This window comes from Bacteroides sp., assembly GCF_052357945.1.
In the GTDB taxonomy this organism is placed as follows: Bacteria; Bacteroidota; Bacteroidia; order Bacteroidales; family Bacteroidaceae; genus Bacteroides.
Map to the genome: position 1 here is coordinate 1 of NZ_DAWCXD010000029.1, position 14,577 is coordinate 14,577.

Genomic DNA, 14,577 nt, shown 5'->3' on the forward strand with positions numbered 1-14,577 from the left:
AGCTGCGTTAGGGACTTGCACCCGTTAGACTATGCCCATGTCGGGCGAACACGAGAAAGCCCCCGCAGATATTCAATAATATTTGCGGGGGCTTCTTGATTTAAAGATAAAATTATTTTTTCTTTCTAAGTACTACAGCGGTACGGGCAGGAATATAGAGTTTCAGCCACTCTTTCTTTTCCTTCTTGTACAGCGGATCGGTAATAGTGAAGTGCACGACAGAATCGTCTGCCAAACCATTTCCTCCAAATGCTACATCGTCGGTGTTCAGTATCACTTCATAAGCTCCCGGAGTTACCAGGAATCCATAATCAGTGAATGACTGCTTCGGATTAAAGTTAAAGACAAATATAAGGTCTTTCCGTTCGTATGCCAATACCTGATCGCCATCATTATGCCATATTTCCTGAACAGGTGTTGCCTGGAAATCTTTCACACTCTTGAGAACTTTCAGCATTTCTTTATCAAAATCACCCATATAGTGATAGGTCAGATTTTTGTTGTCCACCAAATCCCATTGGCGGCGGGCATATTTGCACGACCATCCGTTACCTTCACGCGGGAAGTCAATCCATTCGGGATGCCCGAATTCATTTCCCATAAAGTTCAGATAACCTCCGTTGATAGTCGAAGAGGTCAGCAGGCGGATCATTTTATGCAAAGCAATACCACGGTTGACAACATAATTTTCGTCTCCCTTCTGCATGTGCCAGTACATATCGGCATCAATCAGGCGGAAGATAATCGTCTTATCTCCTACTAATGCCTGGTCATGACTTTCTGCATACGAAATGGTCTTTTCATCCTGGCGACGGTTGGTTACTTCCCAGAACATGCTGGAAGGTTTCCAGTCTTCATCGATCTTTTCTTTGATTGTCTTGATCCAATAGTCCGGAATATTCATGGCCATACGATAATCGAAGCCGTAACCGCCATCTTCTACTTTGGCAGCCAGTCCCGGCATACCGGAAACTTCTTCGGCAATGGTTATCGCCTTCGGATTTACCTGATGAATCACTTCATTAGCCAGTGTCAGGTAACAAATCGCATTATCATCCTGATGACCGTTGAAATAATCTCCGTAGTTACAGAAAGCTTCACCCAGTCCATGGCTGTAATATAACATAGAAGTCACTCCATCAAAACGGAATCCGTCAAATTTATATTCTTCCAGCCAGTACTTGCAGTTTGATAACAGGAAGTGGATCACTTCATTCTTGCCATAATCAAAGCAGAGAGAGTCCCAAGCCGGATGTTCGCGACGAGCGCCCGGATAAAAATACTGATTCGGATCACCGGCAAAGTTTCCTAGTCCTTCTACTTCATTCTTCACTGCATGTGAATGAACGATGTCCATAATCACAGCAATACCCATCTCATGAGCAGCATCAATCAATGCTTTTAGTTCATCGGGGGTACCAAAACGCGAAGAGGCAGCAAAGAAACTGGATACATGATAGCCGAAGCTTCCATAATATGGATGTTCCTGAATAGCCATAATCTGGATACAATTATATCCTTCTTCAGCAATACGAGGAAGTATTTTCTCGCGGAATTCGTTATATGTGCCCACTTTTTCCTCCTGCTGTGCCATTCCGATATGACATTCATAAATCAACAGCGGATTCGTGTCGGGCTTAAATGTTTTCTTCTTGAATTTATAGGGGTTCTCCGGAGCCCAGACTTGTGCACTGAATATTTTTGTCTGTTCATCCTGTACCACACGTGTAGCCCACGCAGGAATACGTTCGCCTTGTCCGCCTTCCCAATATACATTCAGTTTGTAGAGATCGCCATGATGAATGGCATCCGCCGGCAGGTTGATTTCCCAAATCCCATTCTTTTGTTTTTTCAGCTTGTAGGCAGCTTTTTCCTCCCAATTATTAAATGTACCCACCATATAAATATGAGTAGCATTAGGAGCCCATTCACGGAAAGTCCACCCCTTATCGGTGCGATGCAATCCAAAATAAAGATACCCCGATGCAAAATCTGAAAGGGTTTGTTTTCCCTTATTCGTCAATTCAGCTTCTTTGTCTAATACATGCTGATGGCGTCCGGTGATAGCACCGGCAAAAGGCTCCAGCCAGGGATCGTTTTTTACGAGATTAAGTGTCTTTTCCATATCAGAATTGAATTAGGATTATGCTTTTACTTTTACGATTACTTTCTTCACACCATCCGGAGTGATACCGGGAGCATGACCGTCTTGCGGGAAAAAGATAGCAAACATTCCCGGTTTTACGGCAACGTATGTTTCTGCTAATCCTTCGAAGAAAGTAATATCTTTTTCTGCGTTATAAGGTGCATCTGCCGGAACACAGTCTTTAGCAGCAGTATACCCCATTATTTCTGTTCCCGACAATGGGATTTGAATATCAATAAATTCGTTATGAGTTTCCAGTTTGGCTTCCTCTTTTGTTTTAGGTTTGGTTTGTGCAATATTCACCAACAGATCTTTTCCTTTCAGTTCTGTTTTACCAACTTCCATGGCTTGGAGGTCATGAGACTTCAAGAATTCAATAGCTTGTGCAAACAGAGGGTTTAAAGACGCATATTTCTCCAGATTTTCTAAAGTATCTACTACCATATAAGTTAAATTTTAAAGTTTATATTCTAGGCATTATTTATTCAAAATCATCAATCGTATAATTTATAAAATCGGCAAACCGTTTGAATTGCCGGAACACTTTGTCTATCTGTTCCAACATATCCGGTCGGGTAAAGAAGTCATCGGGAACATTATAAGAGCAAACATATTCTTTACATTTCAAATAATCAATGTACTTGAAATCTTTCGGAAAACCTTTCGGAGCTGTTTTCAGAAAATCCTCTCCTATCACCGGGAAGTATTTCTTAAACTCCGGATCTTCTACGATCGCAACAAACTCTTCTATATTATCATAGATAGATTGTCGCACTGCTTTCAGGATATTGGTAGGCAGACACAAGCTTCCTCCGGCAAGCATTGAACCATCCGGCTGCAAGTGTACATAATATCCACAATGATCGGACTTCTTTCCTTTGGCATTGATATAACCTCCGAAATGTATTTTATAAGGTGTTTTATCCGCAGAGAAGCGGGTATCCCGGTAAATACGATAAGTACAGTCTTTGGGCTGAATCCCCCGGATAGTTTCATCAAACAGGGAAATACGGGCGATCACTGTTGCCAAAAAGTTGTCGAACTCGGCACGAGCTGTTTCATATTCTGCCTTATGCTCATTAAACCACTCACGATTATTATTCGCGGAAAGATCTTTTAAAAACTGAAAGATAACGGGTATGTTCATCTTTATCATTTTCTATTATTACTCTACAAACGTACAAATTTTATTTCATATAAACTACAAAAGGGGGTAAAAGGACATAAAAAAAGCATCGGCCTGGTAAAACCGATGCTCTAACACATTTATCAAAAAAACAGACTCTTCTGTCTCTGACGTACTTTAGCTTTCACAAGTGAAGTACAATCTCTTTAATTAATCTTATATCTAATACTATGAAAAACACATAAATATAACAGTACAAAAGAGACTTTTGTTCAGCAGTTCTATGTATATTTCAGTTAATTATAGTTTATAGAATTAAATGTTTCTCATTTATAGGCAATATAATGCGTTTCCAGTCAATCATTGCGTTGAATAACATGATATGGGAATAATCTTTCAAACATATTTGCGGAATGTCTTTCTCAACAATGAGCTGTCTGTCCAGAAATTCGCTTCGTTTCGTCCCTCGGAGTAACGGATGAGCCGGTGTGAACCAGGTATCTCCGTCATAGAGAGCAACATTAGCTATAGAGGTATCTGTCAGATAGCCATTTCTCACAATTAAAATATCATCCGCCATTCCTCTTTGAGCATACAAGGCATTCAGTTCTTCCCGATGCGCACTTTTATAAGTATAATCAATGGTATCGGACACAACCAAATGCAAAGAAGATACCTGTCGCATCTGATAGGGCGCATACGTAACTTCTTCCACTTCTTTTCCATATACAATCCGGCATTTATGAATTCCATTTAAAGTTGGCGGAGATATAAATTCCCGTAAATCCAGCGGAGTGCTGTCTTTCCAAAAAGCTGCACGGGTTTCATTAAAGCGCTCTGTGTGATAATCAAGATTATAAATCTGTCCATCCTCTATCCGGATAGTCTCAATAAATGGGTACATATACTTTTTGTTTCATTTCATTATACTCGCTTTCCACATCACTCTGGCAGGTGATCCCACCTCCACTTTTAAAATACATCTTCTCTCCTTCCTGTTCTACAAAACGTATCATAACGGCACTATCTAAATCAATGCCATCAGAATATCCCATAACTCCTGTATAAAATCCTCTGTCATAGGTTTCAGCTTCCTGGATAATCTGCATCGTCTTTTTCTTTGGAGCACCGGTAATAGAACCGGCTGGCAGTAATCTGAAAATAATATCTCCCAAATGCTCCTGATAATTTTCGGGCAATATACCCTGAATTTCAGAACTCGTCTGAAAAATAGCTCCCCGATTAGTCTGTAACCTATCCATATACCGATACCGGGAAACTGACACTCGGTTGGCAACCATACTTAAATCATTACGAATCAGATCTACAATGGTAGCATGTTCGGCAGTCTCTTTTGGATCATTCATCAATAATTGAGCAGCAAAGGGAATTGAAGCATCAATGGTTCCCTTCATCGGATATGAGCTAATTTTTCCCTGATGAATTCTAACAAATATTTCAGGAGAGAAAACCGTAAAACGATCTTTAATCCATAGCTTATAAATCGCTTTTGAATGAAAATAAATATCATTCAGAGTGAGATTGGTTTCTACCGGAGTGCGACACGTCAAATTAGTAAGGAAACTATTTCCTGCCAGGATGTTCTGTCGCACGATATTAAACGAGCGTTGATAGGAAGAGAAAGATTCTGCGAAAGGTTGCCAATGTAGTGAAGGCATTGTTTTTGCAGAGTAAGTGGCTATATTATCTTCTGCTGATATAATCTGATTGGTAAATCCATTCAGATTATATAAAACTTCAGTAGAATCAACAGCAGCGACCTCCTCTATATAAGATACATCTTGTAGATAATTTATAATGAAAATGAAAGGACGATGGAGTTGTCCCAACTGATTCATTCGTTTGATAGCCTGTTCCTTATTATATAAGTGCATAAAATACTTCTACGTTTAGGGAAGGCAAATGTACGCAAAAAGTATAGATTAGAAAAAGATAGCAATAAAAAAAGGGTTGCCCGATGTGTCATATCGGCAACCCTTTATCATTTATAAGATTGGTCAAATTACTTCATTACAGCTTTTACTTGAGGAAGCATCTTCTTTACATTTTCATTTTCCGGAGAGATCTTAGCAGCTTCTTCCAGATAGTCTAATGCTTCTTTAAATCTACCATCGGCTTTTTCTTTTTCTGCAGCATATTTATCTGCATCAGAATTTGCCAAAGGAGCAGCTTTCTTCAGGATATTAGCACCATCATTATAGCACAGAACTCCTAAACTGTACAATGCATTTGTCTTATACTGCTTGTGATCCAAAGGAATTACTTTCTTGAAACAGTCTTCTGCTTCTTCTGCTTTTCCGGCTTTCTGTGCAGCAAGTCCTGCTTTCAGATAGTGAAGGCTATAATTCTTCACCATTGTTGTATTCTTAGGATCTACTTTCAATCCTTCTTCCAATGTAGCTACATATTCAGCAGTCTTCTTTTGCGCATCTAAAGCCAAAGCTTTGCGAGCATAGGCATTTCCGATATTGAACTTCTTTTGAATTGCTATATCAAAAAAAGTCACAGCTTCCGGATATTTCTTCACAGCATCGGCAGCTATACCACAATAATAAGCGGTTGCAGAATCTTGATTATTCGTTTGTTTCAAATATTCACTGAATTTCGCATACGCTACAGGATAATTTTTAGCATTAAATGCATCATTTCCTTCTTTTTTCAATTGCTCTGGGTCGGTTTGTGCAAAAACATTAGTCACTACAATACAAAATGCAAATAAAAAAATCAATTTCTTCATAACTTTATGTGTTTTTTAGTTGTTTATCGCTCAAAAGTAAAAGTTATAATAGAAAAACACAACCCTATTTTATTTTTTTGAGCTTTTTGAAACCTATATAACGTTCGTTATTCTTCGTAAAAATGGCGTTTTTCTATTCATTCTTCCCAAACCATATAAATAAACAAAATTCTATCTCTATTATAAACTACTGATTCATAGTCACAAAGAAATATATGAATAAAAAAATGCCAGAAAGTTTTTGAGTTTTCATAAAAAGCACTACCTTTGCATCCGCAAATAAGGCTGGTTCCGTAGCTCAGCTGGATAGAGCAACGCCCTTCTAAGGCGTGGGTCAAGCGTTCGAATCGCTTCGGAATCACTTAAATAAAACGCTGATTATCAACAGATAATTAGCGTTTTGCTTTTCTAAAAAAGTTCATTTCTGAATTAAAAAAACAATCTGCATAGACTCCCCATTCTAATCTGTATTTCACAAAAAAGATCGTTCTTACATCAAAACAGAACTATCTTATGACATAAGTATACTGCTGATTAATGTAAAATAGCCACTCAAAAAAAGAAGGGAGAGATTCTTTTTCACATAAAATTCATTTTAACTTGGTGCATTAAATTATAAAGTATATATGAAATATTCCTTTGATAATTTGGAGAAGGTTCTGAAAATGAAAAAGGAATAATTCCTGAAAATACAGTTCTAAGCTCAATTTGTTGGCGTAAAATTTGCTAATACGTGGTTTTGTGTGTTCCTTTGTACTATAATCAATAAATTAGACATGAAAAAACTTCTATTTTTAATTATGACTGCACTGATAGTAGTTGGATGTAGTAAAAGTGATGAAGAAAAAAGTGACATTCAGGAAATTTGGCTAAATGGATACAAAGCTCTTACTCCAGAGTCTGATTACGAAAATATTTCCACCACATTTTTATTATTTAAGGCTGACAACAATGAGGAATTTGATGTGAAAAAGCAAACTTTTTCAGGGAATATACTTGATTATCAAAAAATACAAGATGAAACTTGGAATTTGCTGTCAAAATCAAAAATTAAAAAGAAAGATGGTAGCATAGTTGATGCTACTTATTCTATATTTGCCTCGTCAATAAAAGAAACATATACTTCCGCTAAAGTAAAGATTGGTAAATATTTTATGGTAGCAATATATAGCGACTCTAAAACAGGATATCATTGGCTATATTCAAATAAATATGCTTGTCAATATGTTGACATACCATATCGATATAATCCATGGGACTATTCTGTAGTTTTCCCATGTGATTTGCATAATTATGGAAAGATAGAATGGGTTTCATGGAATCAAACTCCTTATCCATATGAGTTTGAATTTTCAAAATAGGTCCATCTGCCGAAAACATTTAAAATCAGCAATACTCATTTCAAATCGGACTCTCTATAAAATAGAGCAATTTCTCAAGCTCTGAAAATAAAATATAGATACCTCTAACACTTTACTGTATCTGTTTCAAATTGCTAATAATAAAGCGATGAATTCAAATTCATCGCTTTATTATTAGCCCTAGATGGAAATATTTCCTTTACTCTTTTGTATTCTCATCCCCCACTATACCTGATGAAGAATTATCAGGAGCCTGATCTATCAAATCCATAAACTGATCCAGTTTAGGAGTTATAATAATCTCGGTCCGGCGGTTACGAGCTTTTCCTTCTGCCGTATCATTACCGGCTACCGGATTAAATTCACCTCGACCGGCAGCAGTCAGGCGTTTGGGATTTATACCATAAATATTCTGTAATGCCTGAACAACAGATGAAGCACGCAACGCACTCAAATCCCAATTATTACGTATATTCGTACGAGATATCGGATCGGTATCTGTATTTCCTTCTACCAAAACATCATAATCTTTGTAGTCCTGAATGATTTTGGCTATTTTACTAAGCACAGCCTCTGCTTTATTGCTAATTTCATAACTTCCTGATTTATAAAGCATGTTATCTGCTAAGGAAATATATACAACACCTTTCAATACCTTAATATCCAAGTCACGCATCTCTTCACGGGTAAGCGAACGGGTAAGTTTATTGACCATTACGAGATTCAAAGAGTCTGATCTATTCTTTTCTTTAACCAAATGCTGGATGAAACGGTTTGAAGCATTGATCTCATCTATCAACTTACCCATATTCATATTCCCTTGAGAGCTCTGTGTAAGACTCTTATTCAAGATGCTTTGCATATCGGACAAGCTCTTGCGTAACTCACTATTATTCCGCTGCGCTTCGGCAAGTCTCTCCTCAAGACTTGTTGAACGTGCCTGATTTTCTCTTAGCTGCAATTGACTTTCCTGATATTCTGTTTGCAACTTTGTATAATCAGTTTTTAAACCTTTAAATTGCTTCTGACTTACACAACTCGCCAATACTATACATCCTGTCAGTACTAACAACGGTCGAAAAAGATTCTTCATAACTCTATTATTTTAATTACTAACTTTTTAAGTGACCAACTGCAGCCGTTTCCACAACAATTGCGTAAATCGGTTGGTTATGAACACATTTATCGAGATAAAGCTCGAACGACCTTATAACATTTCAAAAGAACGAAAGGTTTAGTATGTAAATAAAATCTGTTTTTATCAGAGTTTGATCCATCCTGCCAAGTTATCCAACTTAATTTTATAAATTTGCACCATACTAAAACATTACTGCGTGAAAAACAAACGTTGGATTTATTTTGCAATTACTTTCGCAATTATAGTGTTAGGATTGGCTTCCCGAAAACATGGTGATATATTGCCCGAATTTATCGCAAAGTATTCAGGCGATACGCTTTGGGCAGCCATGGTATATTGTGGAATACGCTTTCTTTTCCCGTCATTATCTATACTCAAGACCATTGTTATTTCCTTATTATTTTCTTATTGTATAGAAGTTAGCCAACTATACCAAGCAGACTGGGCAAATACTGTACGAAACACCACACTTGGAGCATTAATCTTTGGACATGGTTTTCTATGGTCAGATATGATCTGTTATACTGTTGGAGTATCATTATCCGCTGTTATAGATTTAGGAAGGATTATTATCTCTCAAAAGAGAAACCCCTAGAAAAAAAGCACTGCAAACCTACTTTGTTTACAGTGCTCTTTCCGATTATCATTTAAACTACCTATCACAATCTACAATGAAAACTATCGCTCAAAGGTAACTTCTTATTAGTGGAAACAACCTTTATTTCATTTTCACCAGGTTCTAGTTCCACATTTTTCCATTCCAGAATAGCATACGAATCCAGTATTGCTTTACCATAACTCTTACCGTTTACAAACAATTCGGCTCCTGACAGATTCGTGAAAGCAGTAATTGTTTGCAAACGTTGTGTACGCACTGTGTTACGTTTGCCTGTTAAATAAAGCATTGGTTCTTCCCTATTCCAGTTGGCCTTATAGAAGTAGAAAGCATCTTTACAAACTTTCCGGTCGAAGGTAACCAAACCTTTATCATTAATTCCGGGACGGTCTCCTTCAGTGCGATGTGCAGCGCCAAAATCAAACATATTCCAGACAAAGCTCCCCCATACATAAGGACGGGAAGAGATTGTTTTCCAGTTTTCAATGTGATAATACGTCTGCCAGTTTTCAGGATGCCACCAACTGGTTGGTACAGTTTTAACCAACGAATCTTGTTGATGGTAAATACTTGCACCGGCACCATATTCACTGATAGCGATACATATTTCCGGATGATCCTTATGCATTCGATCCAACCATTTCCCCAAATCAGCGGGAGTGCCACCATACCATCCATCATAACGGTTCCAAGCAATAGCATCCGTTATGAAATTCAAATCTCCCATTTGATTACTTGCGGAGGTCGTAGGCCGGGTAGGATCTTCCTGATGTGCCAACACATTTAATTCTTTGATGTACTCAACCGGATTATCTCCCAACTCCGTCAACTCATTAAACACTCCCCATACACAAATAGAAGGATGATTATAATGTTGACGAATCAGTTCTTTGAGCTGTTCCTTTCCGTTGGCACGGAAAGCTGGTAAATCCACAAAACCCTTATCATTATATCCACCAGGCCCCACAAAAGGTATTTCAGCCCATACAATAATACCATTCTTATCCATCAGATCATAGAAATAAGTAGCCTGCGGATAATGCGCCAGACGAACAGCATTCACTCCCATCTCCAACATCAATGCCGCATCTTCCTCATGGTGTTGCGGACGCAGCGCATTGCCCACCTCACTCCTATCCTGATGACGGCAAACGCCTTGAAGAGGCAAGTGTTTTCCATTCAGGAAAAAACCTTTATCAGGGTCAATCCGGTAAAAACGAAGTCCCAACGGTTGTATGACACGATCTACCATCTGACCATTCCGGGAAAGAATCACTTCCGCCTGATAAAGGAAAGGATCTTGGCGACCATTCCACAAATGAGGTTGATCGATTTCAAATGTAAATTCCTGCTGCATTGCTGCGTTTCCAGAAAGATTCACTTTCTTTGTTCCTTCTTTCACCACCCTTTGACCATCTAACAGGCGTACATTAAGCTCTACTTCCCGATTACCACTACCTCCGTTTGATAAATCAACAACAGCACGCACCTTAGCATACTTATGGCTCACACTATCCTGTATCAGACGTACTCCGGGAGAAGCATAATTCAAAGGAGAAATACACGTCTCATCAATAATCAGTAAATGTACATCCCGATAAATACCTCCATAAAAATTAAAGTCACCGACCAAAGGCATAATATCCAACTGTTCACCATTATTCACTCGTACCAATATAGAATTTTCTTTTCCATATTCCACCTTTCCAGTGATCTCAAAGATAAAAGCCCCATATCCCCCACGATGCTCACCTATATGACGACGATTGACAAACACATCCGCAATGTTATTCACTCCTTCGAAACGAATAAAAAGACGTTTTCCTTTCCATTCGGAACGAATAAATAAATTCTTCTCATAATTGCCAATTCCCCGTTTATAGTCTATCTTACCGGACAAAGCATCCTGCGCATTCCAAGTATGAGGCAAATCAACTCTTACCTCTGTTCCCTTCTGTACCTGATGCGAAAACCGGAAATTCCAATCATTATTTAGCAAGATATCCTGTCGCTGGGCAAACATCGACATACCGCAAAGCATGAATAAAACAACCGATACCAAACGGCTGGACTGTAAAAAAACTGTTCTCATATTATTTCTTTAATGATGACTTCTTTATTCTGATAAAAGAAGATAATGATTCGACCTTATTCTTATATTTTTTCTCATCTACCCGATTCTTGTTTTCCTTCTTATCAATCTGATGATCAAACAACATACTGGCTTTCTTCACGTCGCCTTTCATCCATTCCGCATAACTATAACGCCGGTCAACAGCATTATCTCCTCCTTCCCACTGAATATAGACTTCACCTTTCGTCTTAGCTTTCAAATTCTTGAAAACCCCGGCAAAGCTTTGCCCGCTTAACTGTTCAGCGGGAACAGGAAGTTTACAAAGTTCACATAAAGTCGGGTACAAATCAACAAATTCCACCATCGATTTTGTTTTTCCCTTTTTCATTCCCGGCACACGGACAATCAACGGTACATGAGTAGAAGTATCCATCAGATTATGTTTACCTATAAAATCATGTTCTCCCAGATTCCAGCCATGATCCCCCAACAAAACCACAATTGTATTATCCGATAATCCCAGTTCATCCAATGCATCCAATACCTTGCCGATCTGTGCATCCACATAACTCAAACAAGCATAATATCCATGTTTTACCTCCCGTTGGAAGTCAATATCACTCGTATCCGTAACCCGTGCATACGCATATATCTCGCTCGAATTACGAACCTGCTCCGGTAATCCTTCAGGCCGGAAACGATTGGTAGCCAAAGGTATTTCCTCCCGTTTATATAAATCCCAATATTTCTTTGGAGCATTGAACGGCAAATGAGGTTTCCAGAAACCACAAGCCAAGAAAAAAGGTTTGCCGGTTTCCTTCATCCTTTTCAAGTCACGAATAGCCCGGTTTGCAAGTTTCCCATCATCATAGGCAGTATCAGGAACATCAGCAGATTCACAGAAAGGTCCCCTCATCGTTTTCGGATTAATCGTTTTTCCCGATTCCGAATTCATCCAAAGTTCCCATTTATTATATTCCGCCCAATATACATCATATCCATCCGGATGATTCCGGTAAGGAGGCTCGCTCCACGAATCCGCATGATCGCTGATATGATGAAACACCTTACCGTCCGAAATTGTATGATAACCATTCCGGGTGAACCATCCCGAAATAGGTATTGCTTCGGGACAATCTTTGCTGGCATAGGCGGAAAAACTAATAAAGCGATCGGGATAATGAGGATATACCCCCGTCAATAAACTAGCCCGGGATGCCCCACTCACAGGAATATTACAATACGCATTCTGAAACAAGACACCACTTGCCGCCAAACGGTCCATATTAGGAGTTTTCACTACATCCACCCCGTAACACCCCAGTTCGGGACGCATATCATCAGCCATTATAAAAAGGACATTCATTTGGGATGCATCCTGTTGTGCACGTAGTATAGATGAGATGCAGCAAGCTGTTCCACAAAAAAACGCATATTTTATTGATATTCTATTTTTCATTTTCTACCTTAAATTTTCAAGACCTGCAATATACTAAAATATTACAGGTCTTATGCATCATTTCAATTTAAAATTACTTTGTCCATACCGGATTTTGTTCCAGATTCGTATTTAAAGCCAATTGCTTCAAAGGCAACGGATACAGATAATAATGTTCCTGCCATCCAAGCGGGGTATCAAAGAAATAAACATATCCTTCATCAGCACCTGCACCACCCGTTACTTTCAGATTCTTGGCCGAAGCCCCTGTCACATAAGCACCCAGCGGTTGTTTGTTAACATAGTCTCCTTTCTTCCATCTGCGCAAATCATCCAGACGGAAACCTTCACCCATCAACTCAACTCGTCTCTCCCTACGCACTTCCCACAAGAGAGCAGGAACGGAAGGATCACGCTTCGGATCAAAAGCATCATTAATATCATTCACCACCATTTTCGCCACATTAGCTCTTGCCCGAAGTTTGTTAATAGACTTATCCGCAGCAGCCTGGTCTAGCTTATTCAATTCGCACATCGCTTCGGCATAATTTACCATTACCTCACCTATACGGAACAGCGGGGCATCTGTTGTATTCACCCCATTCGCGTTGGTAGCTACAGTATGTGTATTATAATATTTCCATACCCAGAATCCCATTTGGGAAGCATTCCAGCCCTGTCCCCAGTTCATATTCTTAAAGTGAGGTTGTCCTTGCACAGTGAATCCTTTAAAGTTGGAAGACGGCAAACGATGATAAGTTTCACCGGAAATCGTAGCCATTAAATCTATAAATTCTCTGTCCTGCGCATTATCCGTATATTTCCAATCAGCCGTACTGGGTCCGTTTTCTTTCTTCACCATATATGGAGGACAGATCGTCAAATACAACCGGTAATCACGATCACGGAATTGTCCATACATATTCTTATCACCCCCATAATGACTAGTCGTCGTGCTAACCGGTCGTCCATCCGTACAAAGATAACTGTCTACCGCGTCTTTCGTTGCCTCAATATAAGATTCACCTGTACGCACCATACGAGTCAAACCATGCATTAACTGTCCGGTTTCATAAGCCTTATACAGAAGAACACCTGCCACCCCATCCAGTGTTTCCGAATTAAACAACTCATCATATTTAGGATGCACATTCGGATATTGCTTAATCACCTCTTCAGAAGCACGGGCACATTCTTCCAGATAAGTATCTGCCCCCGACAAACCATGATATTTTCTCCAAGTTCCTTCAAATAAAGCAAAACGGGAAATAAGAGCTTTCACCACATACATATTAATTGTATTTTTCCCATCCGCTTCGATATTACTGCCAATATGTGTTTCCGCATATTTCAAATTAGACAGAATATTGGAAGCCACCAAGTCACGACTATCACGTTTTCCATAAAGCTCGGGACTTTCCTCTGTCAAAGCATGTTCTACCCAGGGAATATCACCAAATTTGGAAAGCATCTGAAAGTATTTATAAGAACGGAAGAAATATCCCACACTTCTCCAATGCTCCCTCTCGGTCTCACTCATTTCCGAATGATCGATATTATCGAGCATCAGATTGACACGACGGATATAATCATAATCCCAATCTTTAGACTCATCTGTAGCCTTTGCTTTGCGATATGCCCACTGGCCTTCATATCCATCCAATCCTTTTATCATGTTATCCGATTCAAAATCACCACGGAAAATCTCATCCGTTTGCCCTGTATCATACGTATATCCGAAGAACACGTTATACAATCCCCATGTATACGTTTTAAAGTTGTCATAGGTAGTAAAGACCGATGCTTCTGTTTGCTGTCCTTTGGGATAAACCTCCAGAAATTCGTCATTCAGACAAGACGACATCAACAAACAAAGACTAACGCTTACACATAGTATATATTTATTCATAATAATTACTC

General features: G+C 39.0%; 12 protein-coding genes and 1 tRNA gene. 3 read left to right on the forward strand and 10 right to left on the reverse strand.

Going from position 1 to position 14,577, the window contains the following annotated elements; genetic code table 11:
• Positions 1-112: 112 nt before the first annotated feature.
• The 6 genes from ACT8YW_RS08175 to ACT8YW_RS08200 form a co-directional block, all read right to left on the reverse strand.
• Entirely contained in the window at positions 113-2,125 is a 2,013-nt protein-coding gene (locus ACT8YW_RS08175) for an alpha amylase C-terminal domain-containing protein (RefSeq protein ID WP_004303341.1), read from the reverse strand.
• A gap of 18 nt (positions 2,126-2,143) precedes the next feature.
• The gene (locus tag ACT8YW_RS08180; RefSeq protein WP_004295843.1) at positions 2,144-2,590 is read right to left on the reverse strand and encodes a YhcH/YjgK/YiaL family protein; all 447 of its coding nucleotides are present in this window, start codon (positions 2,588-2,590) and stop codon (positions 2,144-2,146) included.
• A gap of 37 nt (positions 2,591-2,627) precedes the next feature.
• Entirely contained in the window at positions 2,628-3,302 is a 675-nt protein-coding gene (locus ACT8YW_RS08185) for a DUF2461 domain-containing protein (protein ID WP_004303345.1), read from the reverse strand.
• A gap of 277 nt (positions 3,303-3,579) precedes the next feature.
• Positions 3,580-4,176, reverse strand: a complete 597-nt coding sequence (locus ACT8YW_RS08190; protein ID WP_008998284.1) for an aminotransferase class IV family protein — start codon at positions 4,174-4,176, stop codon at positions 3,580-3,582.
• Positions 4,160-5,167: an aminodeoxychorismate synthase component I gene (locus ACT8YW_RS08195; protein ID WP_008998285.1), complete on the reverse strand. Its 1,008-nt coding sequence runs from the start codon at positions 5,165-5,167 to the stop codon at positions 4,160-4,162. Before ACT8YW_RS08195 ends, ACT8YW_RS08190 begins: the two co-directional genes overlap by 17 nt.
• Before the next feature lie 128 nt (positions 5,168-5,295).
• Positions 5,296-6,030 (reverse strand): tetratricopeptide repeat protein, encoded by a 735-nt coding sequence (locus ACT8YW_RS08200; protein ID WP_008998286.1) that lies wholly within the window; start codon positions 6,028-6,030, stop codon positions 5,296-5,298.
• A 287-nt stretch (positions 6,031-6,317) separates the two neighbouring features.
• Here ACT8YW_RS08200 and ACT8YW_RS08205 point away from each other — a divergent pair.
• Together ACT8YW_RS08205 and ACT8YW_RS08210 are read left to right on the forward strand one after the other, a co-directional pair.
• Positions 6,318-6,391: transfer RNA gene (locus tag ACT8YW_RS08205), tRNA-Arg, on the forward strand.
• Between the two features lie 415 nt (positions 6,392-6,806).
• The gene (locus ACT8YW_RS08210) at positions 6,807-7,391 is read left to right on the forward strand and encodes a hypothetical protein (RefSeq protein ID WP_008998379.1); all 585 of its coding nucleotides are present in this window, start codon (positions 6,807-6,809) and stop codon (positions 7,389-7,391) included.
• A 199-nt stretch (positions 7,392-7,590) separates the two neighbouring features.
• Here ACT8YW_RS08210 and ACT8YW_RS08215 read toward each other — a convergent pair whose 3' ends face one another.
• Complete coding sequence (locus ACT8YW_RS08215; RefSeq protein ID WP_004325852.1) at positions 7,591-8,484, reverse strand: OmpA/MotB family protein; 894 nt, start codon at positions 8,482-8,484, stop codon at positions 7,591-7,593.
• A 241-nt stretch (positions 8,485-8,725) separates the two neighbouring features.
• On the opposite strand from ACT8YW_RS08215, the gene ACT8YW_RS08220 reads away from it, so the two are divergent.
• On the forward strand, positions 8,726-9,124 hold the full coding sequence (locus ACT8YW_RS08220) for a ribosomal maturation YjgA family protein (RefSeq protein ID WP_074638622.1): 399 nt from the start codon (positions 8,726-8,728) through the stop codon (positions 9,122-9,124).
• A 64-nt stretch (positions 9,125-9,188) separates the two neighbouring features.
• On the opposite strand, the gene lacZ4 is transcribed toward ACT8YW_RS08220, so the two are convergent.
• The 3 genes from lacZ4 to ACT8YW_RS08235 form a co-directional block, all read right to left on the reverse strand.
• A complete protein-coding gene (gene lacZ4 / locus ACT8YW_RS08225) occupies positions 9,189-11,237 on the reverse strand; it encodes a beta-glucuronidase LacZ4 (protein WP_444104608.1) in 2,049 nt (682 codons plus the stop codon).
• Between the two features lies 1 nt (position 11,238).
• Complete coding sequence (locus tag ACT8YW_RS08230; protein WP_171037393.1) at positions 11,239-12,678, reverse strand: sulfatase; 1,440 nt, start codon at positions 12,676-12,678, stop codon at positions 11,239-11,241.
• Positions 12,679-12,751: 73 nt separating this feature from the next.
• On the reverse strand, positions 12,752-14,566 hold the full coding sequence (locus ACT8YW_RS08235) for a RagB/SusD family nutrient uptake outer membrane protein (protein ID WP_444104609.1): 1,815 nt from the start codon (positions 14,564-14,566) through the stop codon (positions 12,752-12,754).
• Positions 14,567-14,577: the final 11 nt, after the last annotated feature.

Coding starts and splice junctions, on each gene's coding strand:
- ACT8YW_RS08175 (WP_004303341.1), bottom strand. CDS start 2,125: ATGGAAAAGACACTTAATCTCGTAAAAAACGATCCCTGGCTGGAGCCT.
- ACT8YW_RS08180 (WP_004295843.1), bottom strand. CDS start 2,590: ATGGTAGTAGATACTTTAGAAAATCTGGAGAAATATGCGTCTTTAAAC.
- ACT8YW_RS08185 (WP_004303345.1), bottom strand. CDS start 3,302: ATGATAAAGATGAACATACCCGTTATCTTTCAGTTTTTAAAAGATCTT.
- ACT8YW_RS08190 (WP_008998284.1), bottom strand. CDS start 4,176: ATGTACCCATTTATTGAGACTATCCGGATAGAGGATGGACAGATTTAT.
- ACT8YW_RS08195 (WP_008998285.1), bottom strand. CDS start 5,167: ATGCACTTATATAATAAGGAACAGGCTATCAAACGAATGAATCAGTTG.
- ACT8YW_RS08200 (WP_008998286.1), bottom strand. CDS start 6,030: ATGAAGAAATTGATTTTTTTATTTGCATTTTGTATTGTAGTGACTAAT.
- ACT8YW_RS08210 (WP_008998379.1), top strand. CDS start 6,807: ATGAAAAAACTTCTATTTTTAATTATGACTGCACTGATAGTAGTTGGA.
- ACT8YW_RS08215 (WP_004325852.1), bottom strand. CDS start 8,484: ATGAAGAATCTTTTTCGACCGTTGTTAGTACTGACAGGATGTATAGTA.
- lacZ4 (WP_444104608.1), bottom strand. CDS start 11,237: ATGAGAACAGTTTTTTTACAGTCCAGCCGTTTGGTATCGGTTGTTTTA.
- ACT8YW_RS08230 (WP_171037393.1), bottom strand. CDS start 12,678: ATGAAAAATAGAATATCAATAAAATATGCGTTTTTTTGTGGAACAGCT.
- ACT8YW_RS08235 (WP_444104609.1), bottom strand. CDS start 14,566: ATGAATAAATATATACTATGTGTAAGCGTTAGTCTTTGTTTGTTGATG.